The organism is Pseudoalteromonas sp. BSi20652 (genome assembly GCF_000239855.1).
In the GTDB taxonomy this organism is placed as follows: Bacteria; Pseudomonadota; Gammaproteobacteria; order Enterobacterales; family Alteromonadaceae; genus Pseudoalteromonas.
The window spans coordinates 14,108-37,958 of sequence record NZ_BADT01000103.1; the positions used below are offsets into that span (position 1 = coordinate 14,108).

Here is a 23,851-nt window from a genome sequence, read left to right on the forward strand (position 1 = left end):
ACTTTTATTATAAAGAGTTCTGTTTAATTATTTCTTCGTATTCTGCTATTTTATTATTAATTTGGATACCATCGGGTCTTATTAATCTAGCTAATTTCATATAATGTAGAGCATCTAAAATATTTTCGTCTTCTAGTAGTATTGCAACATCTCTCAGCACTAAAACGTTCTCTTTGAAGTAGTTACATAGCTTTGATATCGGGAAACTGGAATGTGACTTGATAAATGATAATATCAACCTAGATGTGTGGGGTTCTGCGTACTCCTCATATATCTTAACTGCTAATAGCTCATCAATTTTAACTTCCTCACTAAACGGAACTTCCATTTCTTTAAATCTCACACCTAGTAACTCAACTAATTTATTACTTTCAGCTTTTAGAGAAGGTGCTATTTTTTCATACTCTTTTTCTGTCAATAAGAATTTATCGTTGTCTATGGACTTACCTATATGCTTCCTGCCATTTAGGTTAACAACTCCGTCTTTTATGATAGGAAATTTTTTATTTATTGACTCAAGTATTCTTGTAGATATATTTCCGAATCCTTGATTAACATTTACCACTTCAAAATTTTCAGTTGGAATTCCCATATATCCAAGAAAATTAACTACAGGGCCATCACCTTTGCAATCATCTTCAAAATTACCAAAAAAAACTTTTCCACCAAATACTTTTTTAACTTTTCAATATGTGCAGCTTTTGAAAAACATTTATTTTTCTAATGTTCCGGTTCCATTTTTTATCCTTTCCTGTAATTCAGAGCATGTAAAAGAGTAAGCTTTCCTTACCGAACAATATACTTCCAGTTCGAATCCATAACTGGAAATAAGATTTTTTAATTCTATTAAAGCTTGGAGTGAGAGCGTGGATATATCCTCACCAGATATTATTACATTTTTATTCGTTTCTAAAATTGAGGTGAATTGCAGCATATAATCTTTATTCAACTCTTCAACTCTTACTAAGTCACCATTCCTTATATTTATATGGTAACTAGCTGGGGATTCGCAAAATATAGAATATATTGGTATTGAATGGTTTATAACTTTTTTAGATTTATAATCAAAGCTTGGATATATGTAACCTAGACTTGCTAATAAAGCATTATTCTTAGCTAATGTCTTTTGAATTGAAGATGTAGCAGTCTTATGAAACCCCACATGTAATAACAGCTTTTTCATTTTAACGCCTTTAAATTTTGACTTAACTAGAATAAAAACCTACAGCAATCAGAGGATAAGCTATAGGTTTAGATAATTTTTAAATTGAAAATTACTTTTTACTAGAAAGTCTACATATCTCATTAGCCCAAGATTCTGTATCATTATTTAAGAATTTAATATGTTGATATTTGAGTTCACCTCTTAAAGCTGAATAAGGTAAAATATTAGAGCAAATAACTGGTAATTTTAGCGCATCTAACTCTAAACATTTGATATAACTTTTAGTCACAGCAAACTCTTCATTAATTAGAGGAGCAACCCCTACATCAAATTGATGAGCAATTTTAATTAACCAATCAACAAATACATCATATCTTGAACTAGGTGGTGTTAAACGGTGTATATAATCAAATTTAGGTAAGCTATCACCGCAACCGACTACGTATAGTTGAATGTTTTTCCCCGACTCTCTTGCGAGCGATACAACCTCAATCAAAAAGTTTAAATCTTCTTGGTGCGTTTTCGACCCAAAATATAGTAAATTAAGATCCGAATCCTCAAGCTTTAAATCTATACGCTCATCAACAGGGCAATCTTTCCACCTATTAGGAAAAACCTTATTAGGGCGAATGACTATATTTTGGTTATAATTTTTACATACATCAGAAAGCGCATCATTGGTAACATGCACTTCGCCTGCACCCGACAACAACTTAATTAAATAAGGTTTGTATTCGCTATAAACCCCTGCAGGGTCAACAGCAGCAGGAACTTCTAATAAATTGTCATCCATTTCAAATGTGTAAGGTACGTTGTATTCTTTTAACGTATTAATACACCAATCAACAGCGTAGCTAGGTATTGCATCTCTTTGAATAACTAAAGCTTCAAACTTACTTAACTCACTCGTTAAAATAGTATCCCAACCTGTAAATTCAACTTCTAAACCTGAGCTTTTTTCGAACTCTTCTTTCCAGTCAACAAGCCTTACATACGCTGTAGGTGGAACCTCTGGAAAGTAACCTTTCATCACGAAGCCAAGCTTACGATTAGTTTGCTGTGCACTAGGAGTAAGTATTGATTGGTAAATGGATATATAGTTACCAGTCATGTTGCTAACAGTATTTTGGGCTCCATAACCTTGTTGCCATTGTATAACTGCATTTTGCTTTTCTTTTAATACTTCAGTGCTGTTTTTAATTGCAAGTAATTGAGCAAAACATTCTTCAGCATTATTTTCAATAAGCCAGCCCGCTTTATGCCTATTTATACGCTCTTCAACAGCACCATAAGCAACACCAATTACAGGAATACCTGTTGCCCAACTTTCGGTAAGTGTATGGCAATAAGTTTCTGGCCAAATTGAAAAAACAGCTGAAATATGAGGCTGTATTTCACTAACAAGTTTTTGAAATTGACTTCTTTCGTATCGACCATGATAAGTTACAAAAGGTAGTAAATCATCGGTGCAAGTACCTATAATATGAAACTCAATGAGGTTATCTTTATCTAATGTTTTAACTTGCTTTATTAGTTCAGAACCCTTAGCTAGAGCGATATTACCAGGTACTAAAACTTTAAGTTTACCATCGATAGTTGAATAGTCGATTGGAGCAATAAAGCTATCAAAATCACGGCCATGCGGTATAACTGTAAAACTGTCTTTTTGGCTAATTAGATCAAGCTTACTTAGTAAAATATTTTTTGCACTATGGCATGTTGTAATAAAGTGATCGCACACTAAAAGCGACTTATCCATTCTTTGTTGCCAGCGTTCAAGCATTACTGGTGACATTGGTGTTACTGTTTCGTCTTTCCAAAGCGGATTAGGCGATTCTTCACTTACTCCATTTGGATGGTATACACCACCGCCATCAACTAAGTTAACCGAAGGGCAAATAGCATAAAAGTCATGAAATGACTTAACTACTGGAATTAATAGTTCTTTGGCTATTTTTGGTAGCATTAAACTATGCCAAGCTATGTGTCTTATATGTAACAGGTCAATATTATATTTAAATAATAAATGCCTAACTAAAGACTCATACTCACCTGAACGATGAGTTGAATACTTAACTGGTTGTGCCAAAGTATGACTTTCTATACTTTCGTATCCGCTAGGCCCTGCTTTTAAAATTTCAACATTTGTTGAATTAGAAGCCAAAGCATAACAATCATAAATCTCTGATAACTGGCGCATTAGGTCTAAATTTGTTTGTGGTGTTCCGCCTGTACGTGTAGAGATTACGAACATTATTTTAGGCTTAGAAATTACATTCGACTTTGTTAGTTTATCTAAATCTTCTTGTATTTTTGCGCGCGCTTTTTTAAATAATACAGAGCCACCAATAGCTTTTATTGCACCACTATATTCAGGGAAATCTTTTTTAACTTGAGTAATACCATCTTCCATAAGTTGGTATTTTGAATCTTTAAATGATGCTGAACGCTGGTGATAAATATAGGTTTTAGTATCTACTATGTTTATCCAACCATTATCAACAGCTCTCATACAAAAGTCATTTTCCTCACCGTAACCTCGTGGGAATTTCTTATAATCAAAAGAGCCTATATCATCAATTAACTCGCGTTTTATATATAGACAAAAACCATTGCCTGTTGGCACATCTATATAACCACCGTCAGAATTTTTTACAATTCTAGCTATTGCATCAATATCTAAATGTTCAGGAATATCATTAGTCCCTGATTTTGGAACCGAGAATGCCCCAGCATTATTAGATACTGCTGTTACTGTACCTATATCATTTTTACTATAGGCTGCAATAATTAGATTTCTTATCCAATTAGGGCTTACTACCGTATCGCTGTTGAGTAAAATAATATCTCTGTTCTTTGCTAATTTAGCCCCTTTATTTACATTCCGGGTATAACCTAAATTTGTTAAATTATTTTTAATGACAATATTTGGAATATTTTTGTATGCACTAAGCATTGGCTTAATGTTTTTATCCGGACTACAGTCGTTAATAACTATTACATTAATATTTTTACTTAACGGTGTATTTTTAATAACACTATCAATACAACTTTTCACTTCCTCTAAGGCATTATAAACTGGAATAATAATACTTAATTGAACCTTAGAAACATCCGTGATATTTAAATTATTTCCAGCAGGCTGAGACGAAGGAATAATAGATAAAGCAACTGCTTTTCTTCCTTCATTTAATCCATGTAATAAATAATGCACTAATGGATTCATACCTGATTTTAATACATCTGGGTATTCCTTTAAATAATAGGCACCGTCAAAAAAATCAGACGTTTGATAGCCAAATGCAGATGGACTTGTTAAGTAATGATAAAGAGGATTAATTTTTTTATCATCATTAAGGTATTTTTTCTATAAAGTTTAGAGTCAAAAAAAGCATTTGGGTTACGATCTTCTTTGTAACCGTGCCTAATATAGTGACGTAAAGCATCGTTATTACGTCTTTTTATATCTTCATACTTCTCGAGGTAATAATCTTTATCAAAGACACCTGATTCAATAATTATGCTTGAAATTGTTTCGTACATTATACTTCCTTATTAATGCCCTAGTAATTCTAACCACCAAGATTCATTATCTAGGTACCAATCAAGCGTTTTTGCAAAGCCTGTTTCAAAGCTCTCAGCTGGTACATAGCCTAATTCGTTGTTTGTTTTAGTGGCATCAATAGCATAACGGCGGTCATGGCCTGCGCGATCGGTTACGTAAGTGATTAGCTGCTCTACATTATTGGCAATAGCCGATTTAGCATGAGGAAAGCGCTTAGCAAGCTCTGGGTTAGTTGCAAATTTTTCGCCCATTACTTTACATACTAGTTTTACTATGTCGATATTGGCCCATTCGTTGTTGCCGCCAATGTTATAGTTTTCGCCAATACGGCCTTTTTTAAGCACGAGTTCTATACCACGGGCGTGATCTTCTACATATAACCAATCACGTATTTGCTGGCCATCGCCATACACAGGTAGTGGCTTGTCGTTCAAAATGTTTGTAACAATAAGCGGTATTAGTTTTTCAGGAAAATGAAACGGCCCATAGTTGTTTGAACAGTTTGATGTAGTTACCTCAAGCCCATACGTATGGTGATACGCACGTACTAAGTGATCGCTTGCCGCTTTTGACGCAGAATATGGTGAGTTTGGTGCGTAGGCTGTTTCTTCGGTAAACGCAGGATCGGTTGCACTTAATGTGCCGTATACTTCGTCGGTACTTACATGGTGAAAGCGATGCTCAAGTGGCTCATTGCCAGCCGCTTTAGGCTCGTCTATCCACTTTTTTTTAGCCGCTTTTAATAAGCTGTATGTACCGAGTATGTTTGTTTCAATAAACGCATCTGGCCCGGTAATTGAACGGTCTACATGCGACTCTGCTGCAAAGTGTACAATAGTATTTAACTGATGAGAGTCTATTAGGTTTTCGATGAGTGCTGTATCGCAAATGTCGCCATGTACAAAGGTCATATTTGGGTTGTTTGCTACGCTATCTAGGTTGGCTTTGTTACCTGCATAGGTAAGCGCGTCTAGCACGATTACTTTGTCTTGTGGGTTTTGTGCTAACCAGTAATGTACAAAGTTTGCACCTATAAAGCCTGCGCCGCCTGTTACTAATAAATTTTTTACTGTCATCTGTTATTCCATTTTACAAATTTTGGCTTTACGCCTTATGTCATCGTTACGAGTCATAAGCTAGAAGCCGTAAGACTACAAATTGTTTTACTAAATAGTCAGGTAATAAAAGGTTATTAATTTTGATCTTTTATGTGTTTTATTTAGTAATAATAATTACTTTACTCGCCTAAAAAGTGAGGTTTACACCTCACCTACAAAATATTTTTATAACCAATAATCTTAATAACGCCAGCAAGCTGAGCGTCTGCAATCACTTCTATTTTTTCTATGTTGATAATAACTTATTTACTGTATGAGTTTTAGCTCAAAAACAATTTTATTACCGAGGCGCTGCGCGCTACACAAAGAAGTGCTTAGATCTTACTCCTTCACTTCTCTTTGTTTTCTCTGTGGTGATTAATCACTTAATCACTTTATAAGCTTTAGCCCAAAACCATTTTACCACCGAGAGCACAGAAACGCTTCGCGCTACACAAAGAAGTTATTAGATCTTACTCCTTCACTTCTCTTTGTCTTCTCGGTGGTGATAATCACTTAATCACTTTATTAGCGAGGTATAAAACCTCGCCGTCAAAATTAACTTATTGGTTAAGTTTTAGCTCTGTTAACATTGCTTTTAATTGTGCGCGCCAGTGCACTGTTTTTACACCACTTAGCTCTTCTGCTTGTGCTTTATTTAACACGCTAAATGCAGGGCGTTTAGCGGGTGTTGGGTAGCTTGCTGCTGGTATTGCACTAATAGGTATTGATTTAGTTAATAGCCCTTGCTCAATTGCAAGCTCTTGTATTGCTACTGCAAAATCGTACCACGAAGCGACACCCGCATCGGTCCAATTTAAAATAGTTGCTTTATTTTCAGTATTTAAAACTTGCTCACTGCTTGCTTTAGCTACTAAAGCCCATAGCATATTCGCCAAACCTGCCGCCCATGTCGGTGTACCAACTTGGTCGCCTACTATGCCTAGCTGTTCTTTTTCGGCCATTAATCGTAACATTGTTTTTACAAAGTTATTACCAAAAACAGAATAAACCCACGCTGTGCGTACTATGGTTGCCTGCCCGCCTAAAACGTCGCTAATAGCTTGTTCGCCTGCAAGCTTTGACGCGCCATAAACGCCTAACGGGTTTGTTGCATCGCTTGCGGTATAAGGCATAGTGCTCGTGCCATCAAACACAAAATCGGTCGATATGTGTATAAGCTTGGCGTTAATATGCTTACATGTGGTTGCTAAGTTAGCAGCACCTTGCTTATTTACTGCGTATGCTTGATCAACATCAGTCTCAGCTTTATCAACTGCGGTGTATGCTGCAGCATTAATAACTATATCTGGCGAGTGCGCTATTAGTAACTCGTTTACTTGCTCTGCATTACTTATATCAAGCTCTTTAGATCCAAAACATATTAGCTCTACATTGCTTGGGCAGGTTTTTTGTAACTCTGAGCCTAATTGGCCATTTTTACCTGTTATTAATACTTTCATGATGGCTACTTAATTTATTGAATATTAAAATGCTGGGGCGTTTTTAAAGCTAAGGCCGGCTTCGTCTTTGGCAGACAGCTGCGGTAATTTACCTTCAACGAGTGGCCAGTCAATATTGAGTGTTGGGTCATCCCATTTTATTGATACTTCAACATTTGGGTTATACACGTCGGTACATTTATATACAAACTCGGCGGTTTCTGTTGTTACATAAAAACCATGTGCAAACCCTTCAGGCACCCAAAGCTGGCGTTTATTTTCAGCCGAAAGCAGTACGCCTACCCATTGCCCAAATGTGGGCGATGCTTTACGCATATCTACTGCAACATCATATACTTCACCTTGTGTTACACGTACTAACTTACCTTGGGTGTTTTGTGTTTGGTAGTGCAGGCCGCGCAATATGCCATGTGCCGATTTACTGTGGTTTTCTTGCACAAAGGTGCGCTCGCCGCAGTGTTGGTTAAATAGTTCTGTGCGAAAGGTTTCCATAAAAAACCGCGCTCGTCACCAAACACTTGTGGCTCTATTATTTTTACATCAGGGATACTAGTTTCAATAAATTTCATTATTACTGCCTATTAAAATACTTTTTGATCTAAAAGCGATAACAAATACTTGCCATAGCCCGACTTTTTAAGCGGCTTTGCTAGCTTTTTAAGTTGATCTGCATTTATGTAACCCATGCGATAAGCTATTTCTTCTGGGCAGTTAATTTTTAAGCCTTGGCGTTTTTCTATTGCGCGAATAAAGTTAGCAGCATCTAGTAAATCATCTAGTGTGCCGGTGTCTAACCAGGCTGTACCACGGCCCATTATTTCTACGCTTAGCTCTTTATTAGCTAGGTATTGCTCTATTATGTCGGTAATTTCAAGCTCGCCACGTTCAGACGGTTTTACATTTTTAGCAAACTCTACTACGCGGCTATCAAAAAAGTATAACCCTGGTACTGCATAGTTTGATTTAGGTTTGTCTGGCTTTTCTTCTATTGAAATGGCTTTGCCGTTTTCGTCAAATTCAACCACACCATACGATTTAGGGTTAGCAACATGGTAGCCAAACACTGTAGCGCCTTGCTCACAACTTGTTGCATTTTGCAGTGATAACGATAAATCGTGACCGTAAAATAGGTTGTCGCCTAATACTAGGGCTGCACATTGGCCTTGTAAAAAATCTTCGGCTAATAAAAATGCTTGTGCTAGGCCATCTGGGCTTGGTTGTTCTTTGTATTCAAATGTAATGCCCCATGCACTGCCATCGCCTAATAGCTCTTTAAATCGAGGTAATTCAGCAGGTGTTGATATAATTAATATTTCGGTAATACCGGCCATCATTAAAGTAGATACCGGGTAAAATATCATTGGTTTATCGTATACTGGCATTAGCTGCTTACTTACTACTTTAGTAAGTGGGTATAAGCGAGTACCTGACCCACCAGCTAAAATTATACCTTTGCGTGCCGACTTTGTGGCCGGTGCTTTTAAAGAGTGCATGTAGAATCCTATCTATCCATTTTAATTAAATACTTATTAAGCTTTGTAGCTTTTATAAGCTTAAGTTTACCTTAGCTCTTTTACTGTGGCTAAAACTATTTTACCAATACCAAATAGCATTAGCTGTAATACTGCGAATAATAAAATATTATATAAAGTAGCTGGGTATTTGTTGTCTTGCGGCAGCGTTGCCGATTCAACCACCACTAAATATTTTAACTGGCGGTAAGCCTCTATACGCGCTTTATCAAGTGATACCTCAGAAGATGTATAGCCTTTAAGCGCGAGCTCTAACTCAATTTTTAAATCAGAAAATTGCGCAAGCACTTCGCTTACAGAGGTTCCATTATTTTTTATATTACTGTTAGTGCCTTGCTGGGTCGAAAGCCTATCTCGCTCAAGCTCTAGTTGCGTTTTAAGTGCGCTCAGCTCCGACGCTAACATAACTACCTGCGGGGCTTTTTCGGTCATGGTTGAACGCAGGCCTTTTAACTGTGCACTTTTAGTGGCTATTTGCCCTTCAAGCCCGTAGGTTATTTGCTGTAGTGCTAGGCCTTCGGCTTCTGGGTCAAGCAAGTTATTTTTTTGCTGAAATGCTAAGGTACTTTTTTGTGCATCGCGCAAGCGTTGCTCAACCTTAGCATGTTCCAAACGTATAAATTTTAACTGCGCGTCAGCTAATTGGTGGCCTATTGAGTTTATATACCACTCTGCACGGTTAACTATGGTTTGCGTTAGCGTATTAGCAAACTCTGGGGTAAAGCCCTGTACTAAAATTTTAATTACGCCTGAGGCTTCGTCAATTTCTATTGTGGTGTGATCTTTATAATATTTTAATAAATCTTCTATGCTGGCATTACTACTTAAGCGCGAAAACACATCGCCACCGTTTTGGTAATGCTCTTTTAGGTTATTGTGTGTTTGTAAGTAATTTAGCAAGTCTTCTGAGTGAATATACGCTTTTGCTATTTCGGTATCGGCTGTTGTGTTACCGCCTACACCCAAACCACTCAGTAGCGCCATTGACGGATCCATTGTTGCCATGCCGTCAGGCTGCTGAATTATTAATTGCGCACGGCTTTCAAACCGTGGTGCAGCCCAAACTAGCTGGTAAAAAGAAAATAATATAAAAGGCACAAGCAATAGTACAAACCATGGCTTAGTAAATAAGTGTAGGCCGCGCTTATTATTTAACTCAGCCATAGCAGCTTGCTTTACTGATGGTTTTGCATTTTGCTCGGTAGAGGTACTTGTTTGTGCTTTACCCGGTTGGTTATTTATTTTATTAGTAAGCCTAGTTAGCTCTTTTTGTATATATTGATTTGTGGGATCAATATTACGAGCGCGCTGCATAACACGCCTTGCTAGGTATATATCGTTTTGTTCAACCCGTTGAGCAAGCCCCATGAGCTTTTCGCCATTGTGCCAAATAGTTTTATCGGTTTTTTTGCTAGCTCGGTAAAGCGTTGTTCTATTTTTTCTATCGCTTGTTGACTCATAATTATAATGCCTGGTAATGAGCAATTCCTTGCTCTAAATCGTTGTAAAAAGTAAGTTCGCCTTGGTGCAGTACTATGGCGCTATCGCAAAAATGGCGTAGCTCGTCCATTTCGTGGCTAACCATTATCACATTGGCATTTTTACTTTTTTGTGTGAGGGCTTCACGCGTTTTATTTCTAAAGTTTGCGTCGCCCACTGAGGTAACTTCATCTATTAGGTATACGTCAAAATCTATACCTATTGAGCACGCAAATGCTAGGCGGGGCTTCATGCCACTTGAGTATGTATTTACAGGTAAATCAAACTTTGTGCCTAGCTCGGCAAATTGGCGCACACGGCGTACGTATTGGTCTAAGTCGGCAACACCGTTAATCATCCCTATAAAGCGGGCATTTTCGGCGCCACTCATTTGCGGATGAATCCCCGTTGCAAGCGCTACCGGCCACGACAAGTGAAGGTCTGTAACTATTTCACCTTTATTAGGGTATTCGCTGCCAGCAAGCATTCTAAAAAGAGTAGATTTACCTGCGCCATTAGAGCCTAAAATAGCAATGTTATGGCCGCTGGGTATTTCAAAGCTTACATTTTTAAAAATATATTGGTTACCTAGCGTAGAGGGGTAGTACTTGGTAACATTTTGCAACTTAATCACTTAATACTCCTTGTTGCATAAGGTTACCTGCTTAGCGCCTGTTTCCACGAAACGTGGTAAACAGCTAAAGCAAAAAACAATAATACAATCGTACAAGCTAATAAATAAAACTCACTTACTGCCTCTGTAGGGTAAGTACTATAAGCCGCATGACGAGTTAACTCTATTGCATGCAAAATAGGGTTCCAATCTAAATACGACCAGTACTCTTTGGGTATATCCTGCATCGAAAAAAATACACCCGATATAAAAAACAAAGGCCTAGTTAAAATACCTCGTACTTTAGTAATTTCAGGTACATAACATTGCCCAATAGCAAATAGTAACCCGAGTGACATCGCTATAATCCATACAGCAAAAACGTTTGTTATTAAAAATAATGGATCGTCTATATTAATATCCATTTTAAGTAAAAACATTAGTAATAAAATAAGTAAAAAACAAATAGCTTAACTAACAAATCAAAAAACTACTGGCCACAACGCTACTAATTGGCTGCACTTGCCTAAAGGCAAATAAGGCTTTATTTTTTTTTATTGAATTTGCTGAGTTATTTAAGGTTTCTAAAAACAATTGAATTAACAGCATGCCGTACATCATAAATTCGAATGTGGGCACTGTGTGCGAGTCACTACCTGAGATCAGGCCGCGTAAGTACGATAGTAAAAATATAAAACTTAATGGCTGAAATACCGCCCACGCAAGCCCTAGCTTATCGTTAAAGCCTGTGCGGATTTCACGAACAAACAGGGCAAATATAACGTCGCGCCATATTGCCCAGTTACTACGTTTAAGTACTGTGGTCATTTAGGTTGCCACATTTGCCGCAATAGCAATTTGATAAATTATTTGCGTAATGTCTTTAATCGACTGCAAAAACTTAGTGTCGACTTTTGGTAATACTAAAATTTGGTCACCTGGTTTTAAAGTGCCATAGGCGTCTACGTCTATCATGCCGTTAGGGTGTATTACCATTATTTGCTCAAAGTTAGCACGCTCACTATAACCTCCTGCCCATGCAATGTAGTCGTCTATGGTTGCATTTGGGTTATACACAAGCGCTTGCGGCATAAGTACTTCGCCGCCTATGTGTATTAGGTCTGTTTTAGCAGGAATGTAAACTATATCGCCCTGCTCTAATCTAATATTAGCTACTTGCCCTTGGTCTGAAATTACAACTTTACCGAGTGGCACTGTTTTGCGGGCTCGTTCGGTAAATTCTAAAATCATTTTGCCTTCTTCGGCTCTTATTTTAGCTTCTCCGTCGGATGACGCTGGGGCGGTAAATATACTGCGCTCTAATCGGTCTAACGCTTGCTCTATCATCTCTTTTTGTTTTTTAGCTACGCTTTTACGCTGAATATAAATTGACTTATAGTCAGCAAGATCTTTATCTATTTGTATATTGGCAAGTAGGTCGTGCAAGCGTGTGTTGTTTTTTACCGCAAAGTACGACGGCCCTAAATAACTACCCGCTACTTGAATATCGAGCACTTGCGTGCGTATATCGTCGTTAAAAATAAGACGATCGCCATCTTTTAGCACAAAATTTGTAAATCTATCATAAGGGAGGTAAACCGAAAAAGGCCCTGTATCGCGATCTCCAACTATTCCTACGTGGCTTACCTTAGCAAGTGGCAGGGCAAATTTTGCTAGTTGCTCACCCGTTGCTTGGTTGTCTTTAAATTCAAACCTAAATGGCGCTCTTACACTTCCTGATACAACAACTGTTGCTTTTTGGCGTTCAACTAAAATTACGTCGTTGTCTTTAAAGTTAAACTTAGGGAGGTAACCACTTAAAATAAAGTCGTATAGGTCTATGTTTTGAATTACTTTGTCGTTACGTAATACTTTTATAGAACGGTAGCTGCCTCGCTCAGAGTCAATTCCGCCTGCGCGTTTTAAGTAATATAAAATACTGTCGGATGCTATACCTGCATATTGCCCAGGACGAACAATGCTACCACTTATATAAACACTTACTGGCGTGGCGGTAAGTAAATTTACGTATATTTGTACGCTACTTTTATATACTTCTTTTATTTTATTACTTACGTAGCTATTTAGCTGACTTGCTTTTACGTCGGCTACATATACCGGACCTACGTTAGTTATAAATAAATTACCTTGGTTATCAACAGTGATAACTTCTGACTGGTTTATTGCACCCCACAACCAAATAGAAACTTTGTCGCCTGGTGCTATTGTGTAATCGTCGTTTAGACCATCTTGGCGCTCACTTTCGTAACCACCTGCAAATAAATTTGCACCATATGGCGGTGGCAAACCAAACTCTGGGGTAGGGAGTAATTCAGCCGCTGACATTTCGCCCGGTAATAAAGTACCTGTTCGACCTTGTTTACTGTATGTTCCGCTTTGAAGTGATGCGTTTGGTAGTTGTGTTTGCGTAGTACCTGCGCTTTCAAGCTGGCTTAACGATATTTGTTCCGCTGCAGTAGCACTTAGGCTAAATAAGCTGATGGTAGAGCAGGTTAATATTAAAAATGTTTTAACTATTTTGCTTAGCATGTTCATAAAAGACTTACGCTCCAAAGCTAATTTGGTTGTTTTTATTTTCAATTACTTGAGGCGTTACTATCCATTGTTGGTTAGTATTTTTACATACAGCGCGGCGCTCTTGTTCGGCTAATTGCTCTGCTCTTTTTAAATAAACCACTCTACAATATTCACCTAACGCTGACGTATATTGTAGGCCTAATGTAAACTCAATATTATTATACTCGCCTGTGTAACCTTGTTGCTGAGAGTCTAAGACGTCACTTAAATACGCAGGTAATGTGCTAGTGCCATTAGATTTTATGGGTTCGTCTATTAGCGCACGTGTTGCATGAAGAACAGGAGGTGACATAGCACAGCCAGTTAAAAACAGAAAAGGGATAAGTGATAGTATAACTTTATTTTTTTCATTATTTATTTTCTAATCTATTGGTAAGTAACAAAATAAAATCCTTTGATGCAGCTAAATTTGCGTTAACTTTTTCCATGCTTGTTTAGTCATTGCCGAATAACACATAAAAAACAATAAAAAACATACTAGCATTATCCACTCAGCTACTGCATAAGCTTCAGCTAAACAACCTAGTGCGGCTAGTATACTTGCACCAGACGAAATAACAATAAGCGAAAAACGATGGCTATAACCTGCAGCTTCAAATATGTGATGCAAATGCTGCCTGTCAGCCTGAAAAGGAGAAACCCCTGATTTAATTCTACGCATTATTACTGTCGCCATATCCATCAAAGGCACTGCAATTATATACAAGGCAGTTACAGGTCTTAATGCTGGCGCATCTAACTCTATTCCTATTACCATAAGCCAAACAAGCGTTAAGCCAATAAGCATGTTGCCTGAGTCGCCCATAAATATTTTAGTCACCGAACTGTGAAGCTTGAGGTTAAATATTAAATAACCTAACAAAGCGGCTATAAATAAAACAGGTAATAAGCTCCATGCATTGGTAACTCTACTTAATAAAAAGGCTAACGCTGTAAACGCAACCAAGCTGAGTAAACCGACTAAACCATCCATGCCATCCATCATATTAATGGCATTTATTCCTGCAATAATAGCAATAACCGTTAATACAATCCCAAACCCTGCTAGTTTTAGTTCAGCCCACCCTAAAATGTATCCTAAGCTGTGTAAATATATCTCTGTTCCAAATATAACCAATGACGCGACAAGTACTTGCGCCACAAGGCGAACTCTAACCGATAATTGGTAACGATCATCAAGAGTACCTAAAAAAAGCACCAACGCCGATGCAACTAAATAAATATTTAAGTTTCGGCTGTATTCTATAAATAGCATTGAAGTAATTAAAACGGCTAAATAAATTGCAATCCCGCCAACTAAAGGAATGTTTCCTGTATGTATTTTACGAGCGCATGGGAAGTCAACCAACCCTGTTTTTATAGCTATAGGGTTAATCACTTTTATGGCAACAAGTGAGATAATAAACGTAATTGAAAGAGGTAACCAAAAATCCATTATATGTCCATGTGTGTAAAAGTGTAGCTAACGCGTAACGTATATGTACTTCTCATAAGTATACAAAACCTTTACATTTATGCATGGTTAATTTCAGCTATATTAAGGAGATAATATACATAAAACACATGATTTATCATTAGTTTTTTAATGATTTTTATTTTAGCATTAAAAATAATACCACAAATAGCTGTTTACCGTAGTTGAATTCTATTACAGCTTTAATGCAATCCTTTTACAAAAAACCCATAGCGTACAAACAAATTATAAAAAATATATTTAGCTCAACATAGCCTGAACATTACTCTACTGCAGTTAAGCAAAATTAAAAATAAACCAGGAATTAAGTCTTGTCATAGAAAATATGCCCTATTTATTGTTAAAACACTACAGCTATAGCCTACCTTGAATTTTTGTAATTTAACTTATACTGTAAATATCGTTGCAAAAATTAGTAATAACAAGGAAAGATAATGCAAATACTTCACCACGGAGCGGTTAATGGCGTTACGGGTTCGTGCCATGAGCTGGTAGTTAACGAGCAAACAAGTGTACTTATTGATTGCGGGTTATTTCAAGGGGAGGACTCTAAAACCGACCTCTCAATTGAGTTTAATATTACCCATGTTACTGCCCTTATTGTTACCCATTGCCATATTGACCATGTTGGTCGAATACCTTACTTATTAGCAGCCGGTTTTAAAGGTCCTATTTTTACAAGTATTGCATCAGCCAGTTTGCTGCCTTTAGTAATTGAAGATGCTTTAAAAGTGGGTGTAACCCGCGACCCTAAAATTATAGCGGCCTGTTTAAGCTTATTGAATAAACGCATAGTAGCTGTTGATTATAAAACGTGGTTTGAACTACCTTGCAAAGGCAACCAAACAGCTAAAGCACGTTTTCAACGAGCGGGGCATATATTGGGCTCAGCCTATGTTGAAATTGATGTAGCAAATGGCGGCAAAAGTACAGACTCTCAAAAAAGTGTTCATCGGGTGGTTTTTTCAGGCGATTTAGGCGCGCCTTAAACACCGTTACTCCCTTCACCTAAAGCGCCCTATAAAGCCGATACCCTAGTTATTGAATCAACCTACGGTGATAAAAATCATCAAGGCCGTAAAGAGCGTACAAAAACGCTAAAAAGCATTATTGAACGCGCCGTAGCCGACAACGGCGTTGTTTTAGTACCTGCGTTTAGTATTGGCCGCACACAGGAGCTGCTATACGAGCTTGAGCAACTCATACATAGCTCATCTAAAAAGTCTAAGTGGCGAGACATTCACGTAATACTCGACTCCCCCATGGCTGCTAACTTTACCGAGCAATACAAAAAGTTTAAGCACCTATGGGATAGCGAGGCTAAGCAAAAAGTAGCAAAAGGTAGGCACCCGCTCGATTTTAAAAACCTAACTACGGTTGATTCACACAAAGAGCATATGGCTATTATTAACTATTTAAGTACTAGGCAAACACCCGCCATAATATTAGCGGCAAGCGGTATGTGCACAGGTGGCCGAATAGTTAATTACCTTGAGCGATTTTTAAATGATAAAACCAGTGATGTATTATTTGTAGGCTACCAAGGGCGAGGCACACTAGGGCGCGATATTCAAAAATATGGCCCGCGTAATGGGTATGTTTTTATAAATGATGCTCGTATTACTATAAACGCAAAAATACATACAATTAGCGGCTATAGCGCCCATGCCGATCAAAACGGATTAATTAAGTTTGTAACAGGTATGCATAAAAAGCCAAGCCATATAAAAATTGTACATGGCGATGATGATGCAAAAAAAGCGCTTGGGAATAGGTATAAAGAAATTTTAGGTAATACAACGATAGTTGAGATTGGCAGTTAGGTGAGTTTTATTCAATTAATTTCAATTATACGCCTGCATAGAAAAATATACATTTAAACTCTCTGCAGGCACAAATTTTTAAACATGTTTCTTTGTTACTATTGCAACTCTAAATAAATTGTTTTTTAACTTTTACAAAGAAGATTATAAACAGATTTTTTATGTTGTATGTTTTGATCTTTTAGCCAAGCATCTAGATCATTTACCTCAGACCAATTTGTCATAAATATAAAGTCGAGATTAGCATTGGTTGCAGCTTCAAAGTCATATTTACTATCGCCAATAAAAAGAGCTGGGAGCTTAATATTAGCATTAGCTATTTCACGAGCCAATATCTCATCTTTGGTGTCAGGACTGCCAAATATACCGCCATCGTAAAGTGAATCTATCCCCCGCTTGGAAAAAACATCTCTAAGCTCATGTTGCGCACCACCAGATACTATTAACCAGTTTGCATTTCCAGTTTGCTCCTTAAGTAGTTCCAACCCATCTACGATCTTACAGCTCAACAAACCAACTTCAACCTCTTTAGCATAAGTATCAAGTAACTCTGTTAATGTTGGCCCTTTAATACCTTTACATTGCTCTATAAACCACTCAAATTTTTTATAACGAGATATACCGCCTCGGGCTACATGATAATCCACTAAACTTTGCGCTTTTTCTTCTCCATATGGAAGTGCCGCTTTATAAAAAGCGGTTGTTTTAACTTTATTAGAGTCAAGCACAACACCATCACAATCAAAAACAATTGTTTTATAGTCTGTTATTTTCATAGCTCGGCTAGCCCATTATTAGCTATCGCTTCAGCGATAACAAAGTCTTCTGGCCAATCAATATCATGTGCAATAATTTTATCCATTGCATATAAATAAGGGTTATTACCAATTCGATCATTTAATGTTGCGTAGTTAGCTGCGCTATTTAAAAATACAGCACTATTAATTTCGTATATTGGTTCAATCGTCTGTGTGCGAGGCCACTTCTCTTTACTACGATCATAATTAATAGGACCATTTTTGTTCCATAAAAAACCATGAATTAAAGTTGTTGTCATTAATGAATCAAAACCAGTTTCTAACTTTTCAAAGTAATCTTTTATAATAAGTTCGTACTGCGCACTATTTATGAAAGGTGACGTTACATGAGTCCATAATATATGACCTTCAGGAACCAAACTTAATGCGTGCGCGACTAACTCATCTGTACTCGTAGAGCTACTGCAAAGAGTATCATCGCGTTTATGTATTACAAGCCTCTCATTTTTTATAGTGGCCGCATAATCTAAAATTTCGGTATCGTTTGTTGATAAAATAACTTTATCAATTGCGGCACACCCTAGTAACTGTTTTAATTTAAGTTCTACTAAACCATTTTCAAACTTATTAAATGGTTTAATATTTTTCTTAGGAACGCGTTCGCTCCCTTTTCTACAGGGTAAAAAAGCAAATACAGCCATGTCAGTTACTCCATTAAACCATAAATACTTTGTGATTTAATTTCATAGCGCGTTGGCGTGACCGAAAGTAATTCTAGAGCCTGTTCTTGAGATGCATATAACTTAAGGAGTTTATTCATTTCAGAATTACGTGGATCATCAGCACTGTAACCATCAAAGCCAGCCATTAATAATTTAGATGCTTTACCTGCAGTGATTGCTGATAGTGCATAACAAATAACTAAAGACGTTGGTAATACGCTTGAATGGCTGCCAAAGCTAAATTTATCGCTTTCTATTGATAATCCATAATCGAGTAACTTTTTATCTTTAAGCGCATCTAATACATCTTCAGGTAACATTGACGCAGGCGTAATTAAAGGCTGTGGTAATTGAGCATGTGCACTACAATCTGCTAGCAATCTAACTGGATGACATGCCACCCTAAAAGCAATTAATGATTGAGCAATAGAAGACTGCGTGTTTAAAGCAATCACAACAGGATTATTTTTGGCTATATAACTTTCAAGTGCGGTTCTATGTTCTGCAACACCAGGCCCTGTACCAAGTAATAAAACCTCTTTCCCTTCAAATATATCAGCAGGATTCCATGAACCTCTTGGCTCTCCGATATAAAATTCACGAGTTGAATCTAATGTATCGAGCTTAAATTTTTTCCCGCCTTCAAGTTTTAAATGCTCAATTGCGGCTAAAATATCTTCTTCACTATAGCGAGAGTCACCCATCATTTCTTGAATATAGGTTGGATGGATTCCATATTTACCCGCTAAATAATAATATGGATTTGATCCCCAACTGCATTGATTTTTTAAAGGCTGAAAAAAGCTACGAATTACACTCATTAAAGGCACCATATTGATACTTATTGATTTTATGTCTGCAACTTCAATAACTAACTCTTCTGTTCTTGCATTGCCTGGGCCACGTCCCATACCTGTTACAGTCGCATCTAACCATGTAACACCATCGTTGACCGCCTGTAATGTATTTTGTAGGGCCAGTCCCATATTATCATGGGTATGAATTCCCATAGGGCCTTCCCAATGCTTACGTAACCAACTAATGATTTTAGACGTTTGCTGTGGGTTCATACTTCCCATACTGTCGGCAAAATACAATGAATCGATAGGGTATTTGCTTGCTTCTAAAGATAACGCTTCAACTTCTTCTTGTGAGCGCTCAGCTACCTGCATTAGATTAAAACCAACAATGTATCCTCGCTCTTTTAGCCAATTACAAGCAGGTAAAGCATTAACAAACTCGTGGACATGACATGCAATCCTTACCACATCCACAGGTGAATCAGCTGCTTTAACAGGAAAAAGTGTACTTAAAACACTTTCAAGAGGTGTTTCTCCAACTAATTCTGAGCCGTTTATCATTACAGCAACACTCAATTGCTCAGGAACGACTAATGAGTTAATAAAACTATCCGTTGTATAAGCGCTTGCACCTTTAAAACCCTTATTAATTAGTGAACGTAGACCTAGCTCCACAATATCAACACCAGCGGCTTGCATAGCCTCTAAATATTGATTAATTAAATCGGTAGGAAAATCCCAACTGTTATAATAACCTCCATCACGTAGTGTGCAGTCCAATACTTTAATGCTTTTATTATCTTCGAACATTTCAAAGACTCCTTAATATTTAGTTGGCAAATAAATGCTTATTTTTAATGTTACGCACTGCGAGTGAAAAGCGTGATAATGCAATGCGCTTATGTCTTTTTAATTCAAAGCAAATGTAAAATCACACTGCAATATTACGAGCAAAATCTAAAGCTTTAATAACAATTTGTTGAGCATTTTGAAGCGAACTAGACTCTGCATAACAACGCAGTTCAGGTGCATTTCCTGAAGGCCTTAAATGCACGATATCATTATTATTAAGTGTAACTCTTAGCCCATCAGTAACATCCACTTTTTGATGTGGCTCTAAATTATACAAAGCTGTCAATAATGAAATGTCATTACCTAACTTAGTTAGTAAAGCCTTACTTTTGGATGTAGGAAACTCTTTTATTCGATTACTTGCAACAAAGCTTTGAGGTAACTCATCAAGCATATTACTTATACTTTTGGGCTGTGCTAATACAATAAGAGCAGGAAGCAATGCATCCCTTGTTGGCAATGATGAAATTACCTGCCCATTAAAACTAATATCACTCGCAAGTAAATAACCACCGTTAGCCTCAAAGCCAGCAACGCGTGTTGAATTAACAAGCAACTCGTTAAATTCAGCAATAACATATGGTGAGCCAATTTTAGTTCTATTAACTTGCTTAAATAGGCCTGACTTTTCAATTGCAGTATTGCAGCTAACAGGTACAGCTAAAGAGTCGACTCTCAAAAGTTTACTGCATAATAGCCCTAATAAATCTCCATTTAACCATTGACCCTTTTCATCAGATAGCAAAGGTCTGTCACCGTCTCCATCCGTTGAAAAAATGGCATCGAAACCATATTCATTAACCCAACTAATTGCTTTTAGTTTATCCTGTTCTGATACAGCCTCTGTATCGATTGGTATGAAATGATCGCTTCTCTCTAAACTTACAACTTCTGCACCAAGCTCAATAAAAAGTTGCTTATAAATATCTCTTCCAGCACTTGAATGCTCATAAACACCTATTTTTTTCCTTTTAAGGTATCAGGGGTAAATAAACATGAGTAGCGCTGGCAGTATGCATCTTTGGCTGACTTATCTATGTTTAATTCTATTAAATTTGCAGGTAACGGTTGCACTTTTACTGGACTGTTAAAAATTGCAACTTCATCTTGTTTGCTTATTTCACCATCAGGTCGATAAAATTTTAATCCGTTACGATCAAAAGGGATATGACTTCCAGTAACCATTATTGATGGCATGCAGTCTTGCATTGCTTTGAATGCTAATGCTGGCGTTGGCAGAACCCCGTAGTATTTTACATCTAATCCGTGTAATTTTAATGCTGATGCACATGCTTGCGCCATAGCATAGCTACTAGGACGGTTGTCTATCGCGATAGCAACTGTATCAAATGAAAAATCGTTTTCAATCGCATCAATAAAAGCAATAGTAAAAGCAGCACAAACATTAGCCGAAAAGACATCAACTAAACCTCTAGCACCACTTGTACCAAATAGCACCCCGCTTTCTTTTATAATAGTCTGTGCTTGCATATTTAAACCCTTCTAATTTTCCAATCTTCCGTAACGGTCTTCAAAGCGAACAATATCGTCTTCACCTAGGTAAGAGCCAGATTGAACCTCTATTAGTTCAAGATCAACTTTCCCCGGGTTTTCTAACGCGTGTATAGCTGTAATTGGGATATATACAGATTCATTTTCCGTAATAAACTTTTCTGTATCATCTATCTGCACTTTTGCTGTACCAGAAACTACAATCCAGTGCTCTGAACGATGATGATGCATTTGCACAGATAACTTGGCACCTGGTTTTACTGTAATACGTTTTACTTGGAAGCGCTTTCCACTATCAACTGAGTCATATTTTCCCCAAGGTCTATAGACTTCTCGATGAAAAGTGACCTCTGATCGTTGCTCTGCTTTGAGTTGACTTACAATTGATTTAACAAGTTGAGACTCTGATTTTTTAGCTACGAGTACTGTATCTTTTGTATTAATAATTACTAAGTCTTCAATCCCTACTGTAGTGACCAGCTTATCTTCACTAAATACGAGAGAATTTTTTGTATTTACAGACTTAACGTCACCTGTAAATGCGTTTCCATTATTATCTTTCGGTGAGACTTCCCATAATGCTGAAAAACCACCAATATCATTCCACTTAGCATCCATAGGAATGACAATTGCATCATTTGTTTGTTCCATTACAGCGTAATCAATTGATTCATCTGGACATTCTATGAATGCATCTTTATCTATCCGCATAAAGTCCATATCACTAGATTGAACCTTAATTGCTTTTTCACAGGCGCTTAAAATATCCGGGCGAAACTCTTTTAGCTCTTGTAGGTATTTACTCGCTTTAAATAAAAACATGCCACTATTCCAATAGTATTGACCGCTATCAATATATTGTTGGGCAGTTTCTAAATCCGGTTTTTCTACAAAACTATCGACGATAAATCCATCATTTTGTGCTTTACCTCGTTTAATATATCCATAGCCTGTCTCTGGCTTATTTGCGACTATACCAAACGTTACGAGATTGCCTTTTTCAGCGTGTGCTTTAGCTATTAAAATACTTTTTTGAAATGCGGCTACATCTTCAATAACATGATCTGCTGCTAAAACAAGTAAAAGAGGATCGTCACCACTTTCTATTGCCTTTAAGGCAGCTAAGGCAATTGCTGGAGCCGTATTTCGCCCAACTGGCTCTAATAAAATACCACTATGAGATACATTTGCTTGGCGAATTTGTTCAGCGGCTATGAAGCGATGCTCTTCATTACAAATAAACATCGCAGGCTCATGTGGTAACCCTTCTAGACGGGTAATTGTTTGCTGCAACATTGTTAAGTCGCCACTTAACTTTAAAAATTGCTTTGGGTAATTACCACGAGAAAGAGGCCAAAGACGAGTACCCGAACCGCCTGCCATTATTATCGGTAAAATCATTTAACACCTGTAACTAAATTAGTTTTTAACTTCTTAAAAAGCTCTTGGTACTGTCGTTTAAGAGCTGCATTATCATATTTGCTAAACTCTAATTCAACGCCGTTTTTATATTTCAATTCATTTGCTTTGATATCCAGCATGCACATAACAAATTGCTTAATATCTCCATGCTTTACTAAGTATCCACTTTTGCCCTGCTCAATATATGAAGCTAACTCACCAACATCGAATGAAATAACAGGTTTACTATATGCATAAGAATGAAGAATAACACCACTTTGTGTTGCACTATCATATGGCAATAAAGTGGCAATTGACCCCTTTAATAAAGCATCAAGTTTTACATCTTCGATGAAGTAATTCATTAACTCAACATTTGGTAAAGTAGCCAGCTGTGCCAATGCAGGGTCATCTCCTTTTCCAGCGATTAATACTTTCTCACTCCTCCCTAAACGAGTTAACTCAGTAGCTACTTGTATAAGGTATTTTAAGCCTTTATAAGGTTCGATACGGCCAAAAAATAAATAATAGTTTTGTGCCTCTTCACTTATCGATTTATCAAAACCAGAAAGGCTTAAGTGATGGGTTGTTTTATTTGTAGTTACTTTAGAGAAGACAATAAACTCATCCGCAAGCATGCTTTTTACAAACTTATTATATAGTTCAACAGCTTTTTGCTGCCCACCTTGATGGGGGGTCCAATCATGTATAGTAAATACAAGCTTTATTCGACACAGCTTACAGAGTATCGCAACGGGTAAATTAGCAATGTGCGCAGTATCGAATACGACTATATTAATACGATTAATAAGCAACTTAAATAAAACGACAAAAGACAAAAAACAATCTAAAAAAATTCGCCACGAAAAACCAGACACATTAGCATATGAAGATTTAGAAATACTTAGCTTATTAGCTATTTTTTTATTTGCAAAAAAGCTAATTTCATCTTTAAAGAAATGATATTTCTTTTCAAAATACATTTCTAAATCAGGAT

General features: G+C 37.1%; 21 protein-coding genes and 3 pseudogenes. 1 reads left to right on the forward strand and 23 read right to left on the reverse strand.

The window, feature by feature from the left end; all coding sequences use genetic code 11:
* Positions 1–7: 7 nt before the first annotated feature.
* The 15 genes and pseudogenes from P20652_RS09440 to wecA all read right to left on the reverse strand — a co-directional run bounded on the left by P20652_RS09440 (position 8) and on the right by wecA (position 14,947).
* Positions 8–592, reverse strand: a complete 585-nt coding sequence (locus P20652_RS09440) for a hypothetical protein (protein ID WP_008168700.1) — start codon at positions 590–592, stop codon at positions 8–10.
* A 120-nt stretch (positions 593–712) separates the two neighbouring features.
* Positions 713–1,183 carry a hypothetical protein gene (locus P20652_RS18070; protein WP_033017466.1) on the reverse strand — a complete coding sequence of 157 codons (471 nt, stop codon included), beginning with the start codon at positions 1,181–1,183 and terminating at the stop codon, positions 713–715.
* Positions 1,184–1,274: 91 nt separating this feature from the next.
* Positions 1,275–4,391 carry a glycosyltransferase gene (locus P20652_RS09435; RefSeq protein WP_008168701.1) on the reverse strand — a complete coding sequence of 1,039 codons (3,117 nt, stop codon included), beginning with the start codon at positions 4,389–4,391 and terminating at the stop codon, positions 1,275–1,277.
* An 89-nt stretch (positions 4,392–4,480) separates the two neighbouring features.
* On the reverse strand, positions 4,481–4,708 hold the full coding sequence (locus tag P20652_RS09430) for a hypothetical protein (RefSeq protein WP_008168702.1): 228 nt from the start codon (positions 4,706–4,708) through the stop codon (positions 4,481–4,483).
* A gap of 12 nt (positions 4,709–4,720) precedes the next feature.
* Positions 4,721–5,806, reverse strand: a complete 1,086-nt coding sequence (rfbB, locus tag P20652_RS09425; RefSeq protein WP_008168703.1) for a dTDP-glucose 4,6-dehydratase — start codon at positions 5,804–5,806, stop codon at positions 4,721–4,723.
* Positions 5,807–6,390: 584 nt separating this feature from the next.
* Positions 6,391–7,290, reverse strand: coding sequence for a dTDP-4-dehydrorhamnose reductase (gene rfbD / locus P20652_RS09420; RefSeq protein ID WP_008168704.1), 900 nt, complete (start codon positions 7,288–7,290; stop codon positions 6,391–6,393).
* 24 nt (positions 7,291–7,314) lie between these two features.
* Positions 7,315–7,859: pseudogene (gene rfbC, locus P20652_RS09415) on the reverse strand (dTDP-4-dehydrorhamnose 3,5-epimerase).
* A 12-nt stretch (positions 7,860–7,871) separates the two neighbouring features.
* Positions 7,872–8,783, reverse strand: coding sequence for a glucose-1-phosphate thymidylyltransferase RfbA (gene rfbA / locus P20652_RS09410; protein WP_008168707.1), 912 nt, complete (start codon positions 8,781–8,783; stop codon positions 7,872–7,874).
* Positions 8,784–8,849: 66 nt separating this feature from the next.
* Positions 8,850–10,190: a lipopolysaccharide biosynthesis protein gene (locus P20652_RS09405; protein WP_008168709.1), complete on the reverse strand. Its 1,341-nt coding sequence runs from the start codon at positions 10,188–10,190 to the stop codon at positions 8,850–8,852.
* A gap of 94 nt (positions 10,191–10,284) precedes the next feature.
* Positions 10,285–10,935, reverse strand: coding sequence for an ABC transporter ATP-binding protein (locus P20652_RS09400; RefSeq protein ID WP_008168710.1), 651 nt, complete (start codon positions 10,933–10,935; stop codon positions 10,285–10,287).
* A gap of 23 nt (positions 10,936–10,958) precedes the next feature.
* Entirely contained in the window at positions 10,959–11,339 is a 381-nt protein-coding gene (locus tag P20652_RS20925) for an ABC transporter permease (protein WP_237707118.1), read from the reverse strand.
* A 49-nt stretch (positions 11,340–11,388) separates the two neighbouring features.
* Positions 11,389–11,742 carry an ABC transporter permease gene (locus tag P20652_RS20930; protein ID WP_008168712.1) on the reverse strand — a complete coding sequence of 118 codons (354 nt, stop codon included), beginning with the start codon at positions 11,740–11,742 and terminating at the stop codon, positions 11,389–11,391.
* Positions 11,743–13,470, reverse strand: coding sequence for a polysaccharide biosynthesis/export family protein (locus tag P20652_RS09395; RefSeq protein ID WP_008168713.1), 1,728 nt, complete (start codon positions 13,468–13,470; stop codon positions 11,743–11,745).
* Positions 13,471–13,477: 7 nt separating this feature from the next.
* Positions 13,478–13,804, reverse strand: a complete 327-nt coding sequence (locus P20652_RS09390) for a hypothetical protein (RefSeq protein ID WP_008168714.1) — start codon at positions 13,802–13,804, stop codon at positions 13,478–13,480.
* 111 nt (positions 13,805–13,915) lie between these two features.
* Positions 13,916–14,947, reverse strand: coding sequence for a UDP-N-acetylglucosamine--undecaprenyl-phosphate N-acetylglucosaminephosphotransferase (wecA, locus tag P20652_RS09385; RefSeq protein ID WP_008168715.1), 1,032 nt, complete (start codon positions 14,945–14,947; stop codon positions 13,916–13,918).
* Between the two features lie 473 nt (positions 14,948–15,420).
* Between wecA and P20652_RS18080 the strand changes: the two are divergent.
* Positions 15,421–16,809: pseudogene (locus P20652_RS18080) on the forward strand (MBL fold metallo-hydrolase RNA specificity domain-containing protein).
* 125 nt (positions 16,810–16,934) lie between these two features.
* On the opposite strand, the gene P20652_RS09380 reads toward P20652_RS18080, so the two are convergent.
* The 8 genes and pseudogenes from P20652_RS09380 to P20652_RS18085 form a co-directional block, all read right to left on the reverse strand.
* Complete coding sequence (locus P20652_RS09380) at positions 16,935–17,585, reverse strand: HAD family hydrolase (RefSeq protein WP_008168721.1); 651 nt, start codon at positions 17,583–17,585, stop codon at positions 16,935–16,937.
* On the reverse strand, positions 17,582–18,268 hold the full coding sequence (locus P20652_RS09375; protein ID WP_008168723.1) for a cytidylyltransferase domain-containing protein: 687 nt from the start codon (positions 18,266–18,268) through the stop codon (positions 17,582–17,584). Before P20652_RS09375 ends, P20652_RS09380 begins: the two co-directional genes overlap by 4 nt.
* A gap of 5 nt (positions 18,269–18,273) precedes the next feature.
* Positions 18,274–19,899: an aldolase catalytic domain-containing protein gene (locus tag P20652_RS09370; protein WP_008168725.1), complete on the reverse strand. Its 1,626-nt coding sequence runs from the start codon at positions 19,897–19,899 to the stop codon at positions 18,274–18,276.
* Positions 19,900–20,020: 121 nt separating this feature from the next.
* Complete coding sequence (locus P20652_RS21460; RefSeq protein ID WP_370587476.1) at positions 20,021–20,620, reverse strand: hypothetical protein; 600 nt, start codon at positions 20,618–20,620, stop codon at positions 20,021–20,023.
* A 105-nt stretch (positions 20,621–20,725) separates the two neighbouring features.
* Positions 20,726–20,902, reverse strand: a pseudogene (locus tag P20652_RS21465) (phosphomannomutase); the annotation flags it as partial.
* Entirely contained in the window at positions 20,899–21,432 is a 534-nt protein-coding gene (locus P20652_RS21470; protein WP_008168728.1) for a phosphomannomutase, read from the reverse strand. The pseudogene P20652_RS21465 and the gene P20652_RS21470, both read right to left, overlap by 4 nt.
* A gap of 12 nt (positions 21,433–21,444) precedes the next feature.
* On the reverse strand, positions 21,445–22,854 hold the full coding sequence (locus tag P20652_RS09355) for a mannose-1-phosphate guanylyltransferase/mannose-6-phosphate isomerase (RefSeq protein ID WP_008168730.1): 1,410 nt from the start codon (positions 22,852–22,854) through the stop codon (positions 21,445–21,447).
* Positions 22,851–23,851, reverse strand: a 1,001-nt coding sequence (locus tag P20652_RS18085) for a glycosyltransferase (RefSeq protein ID WP_139048213.1), incomplete at its 5' end; no start/stop codon positions are given. The genes P20652_RS09355 and P20652_RS18085, both read right to left, overlap by 4 nt.

What these genes read in the sequence shown, in the direction of transcription:
- rfbB (WP_008168703.1), bottom strand. Translation starts at nt 5,806, where the DNA reads ATGACAGTAAAAAATTTATTAGTAACAGGCGGCGCAGGCTTTATAGGT.
- rfbA (WP_008168707.1), bottom strand. Translation starts at nt 8,783, where the DNA reads ATGCACTCTTTAAAAGCACCGGCCACAAAGTCGGCACGCAAAGGTATA.
- P20652_RS20930 (WP_008168712.1), bottom strand. Translation starts at nt 11,742, where the DNA reads ATGACCACAGTACTTAAACGTAGTAACTGGGCAATATGGCGCGACGTT.
- P20652_RS09355 (WP_008168730.1), bottom strand. Translation starts at nt 22,854, where the DNA reads ATGATTTTACCGATAATAATGGCAGGCGGTTCGGGTACTCGTCTTTGG.
- P20652_RS21470 (WP_008168728.1), bottom strand. Translation starts at nt 21,432, where the DNA reads ATGCAAGCACAGACTATTATAAAAGAAAGCGGGGTGCTATTTGGTACA.
- P20652_RS09395 (WP_008168713.1), bottom strand. Translation starts at nt 13,470, where the DNA reads ATGAACATGCTAAGCAAAATAGTTAAAACATTTTTAATATTAACCTGC.
- P20652_RS09430 (WP_008168702.1), bottom strand. Translation starts at nt 4,708, where the DNA reads ATGTACGAAACAATTTCAAGCATAATTATTGAATCAGGTGTCTTTGAT.
- P20652_RS09370 (WP_008168725.1), bottom strand. Translation starts at nt 19,899, where the DNA reads ATGTTCGAAGATAATAAAAGCATTAAAGTATTGGACTGCACACTACGT.
- P20652_RS09435 (WP_008168701.1), bottom strand. Translation starts at nt 4,391, where the DNA reads ATGAATCCATTAGTGCATTATTTATTACATGGATTAAATGAAGGAAGA.
- P20652_RS18070 (WP_033017466.1), bottom strand. Translation starts at nt 1,183, where the DNA reads ATGAAAAAGCTGTTATTACATGTGGGGTTTCATAAGACTGCTACATCT.
- P20652_RS09440 (WP_008168700.1), bottom strand. Translation starts at nt 592, where the DNA reads ATGGGAATTCCAACTGAAAATTTTGAAGTGGTAAATGTTAATCAAGGA.
- P20652_RS09380 (WP_008168721.1), bottom strand. Translation starts at nt 17,585, where the DNA reads ATGAAAATAACAGACTATAAAACAATTGTTTTTGATTGTGATGGTGTT.
- P20652_RS09390 (WP_008168714.1), bottom strand. Translation starts at nt 13,804, where the DNA reads ATGTCACCTCCTGTTCTTCATGCAACACGTGCGCTAATAGACGAACCC.
- rfbD (WP_008168704.1), bottom strand. Translation starts at nt 7,290, where the DNA reads ATGAAAGTATTAATAACAGGTAAAAATGGCCAATTAGGCTCAGAGTTA.
- wecA (WP_008168715.1), bottom strand. Translation starts at nt 14,947, where the DNA reads ATGGATTTTTGGTTACCTCTTTCAATTACGTTTATTATCTCACTTGTT.
- P20652_RS09405 (WP_008168709.1), bottom strand. Translation starts at nt 10,190, where the DNA reads ATGGGGCTTGCTCAACGGGTTGAACAAAACGATATATACCTAGCAAGG.
- P20652_RS20925 (WP_237707118.1), bottom strand. Translation starts at nt 11,339, where the DNA reads ATGGATATTAATATAGACGATCCATTATTTTTAATAACAAACGTTTTT.
- P20652_RS09375 (WP_008168723.1), bottom strand. Translation starts at nt 18,268, where the DNA reads ATGGCTGTATTTGCTTTTTTACCCTGTAGAAAAGGGAGCGAACGCGTT.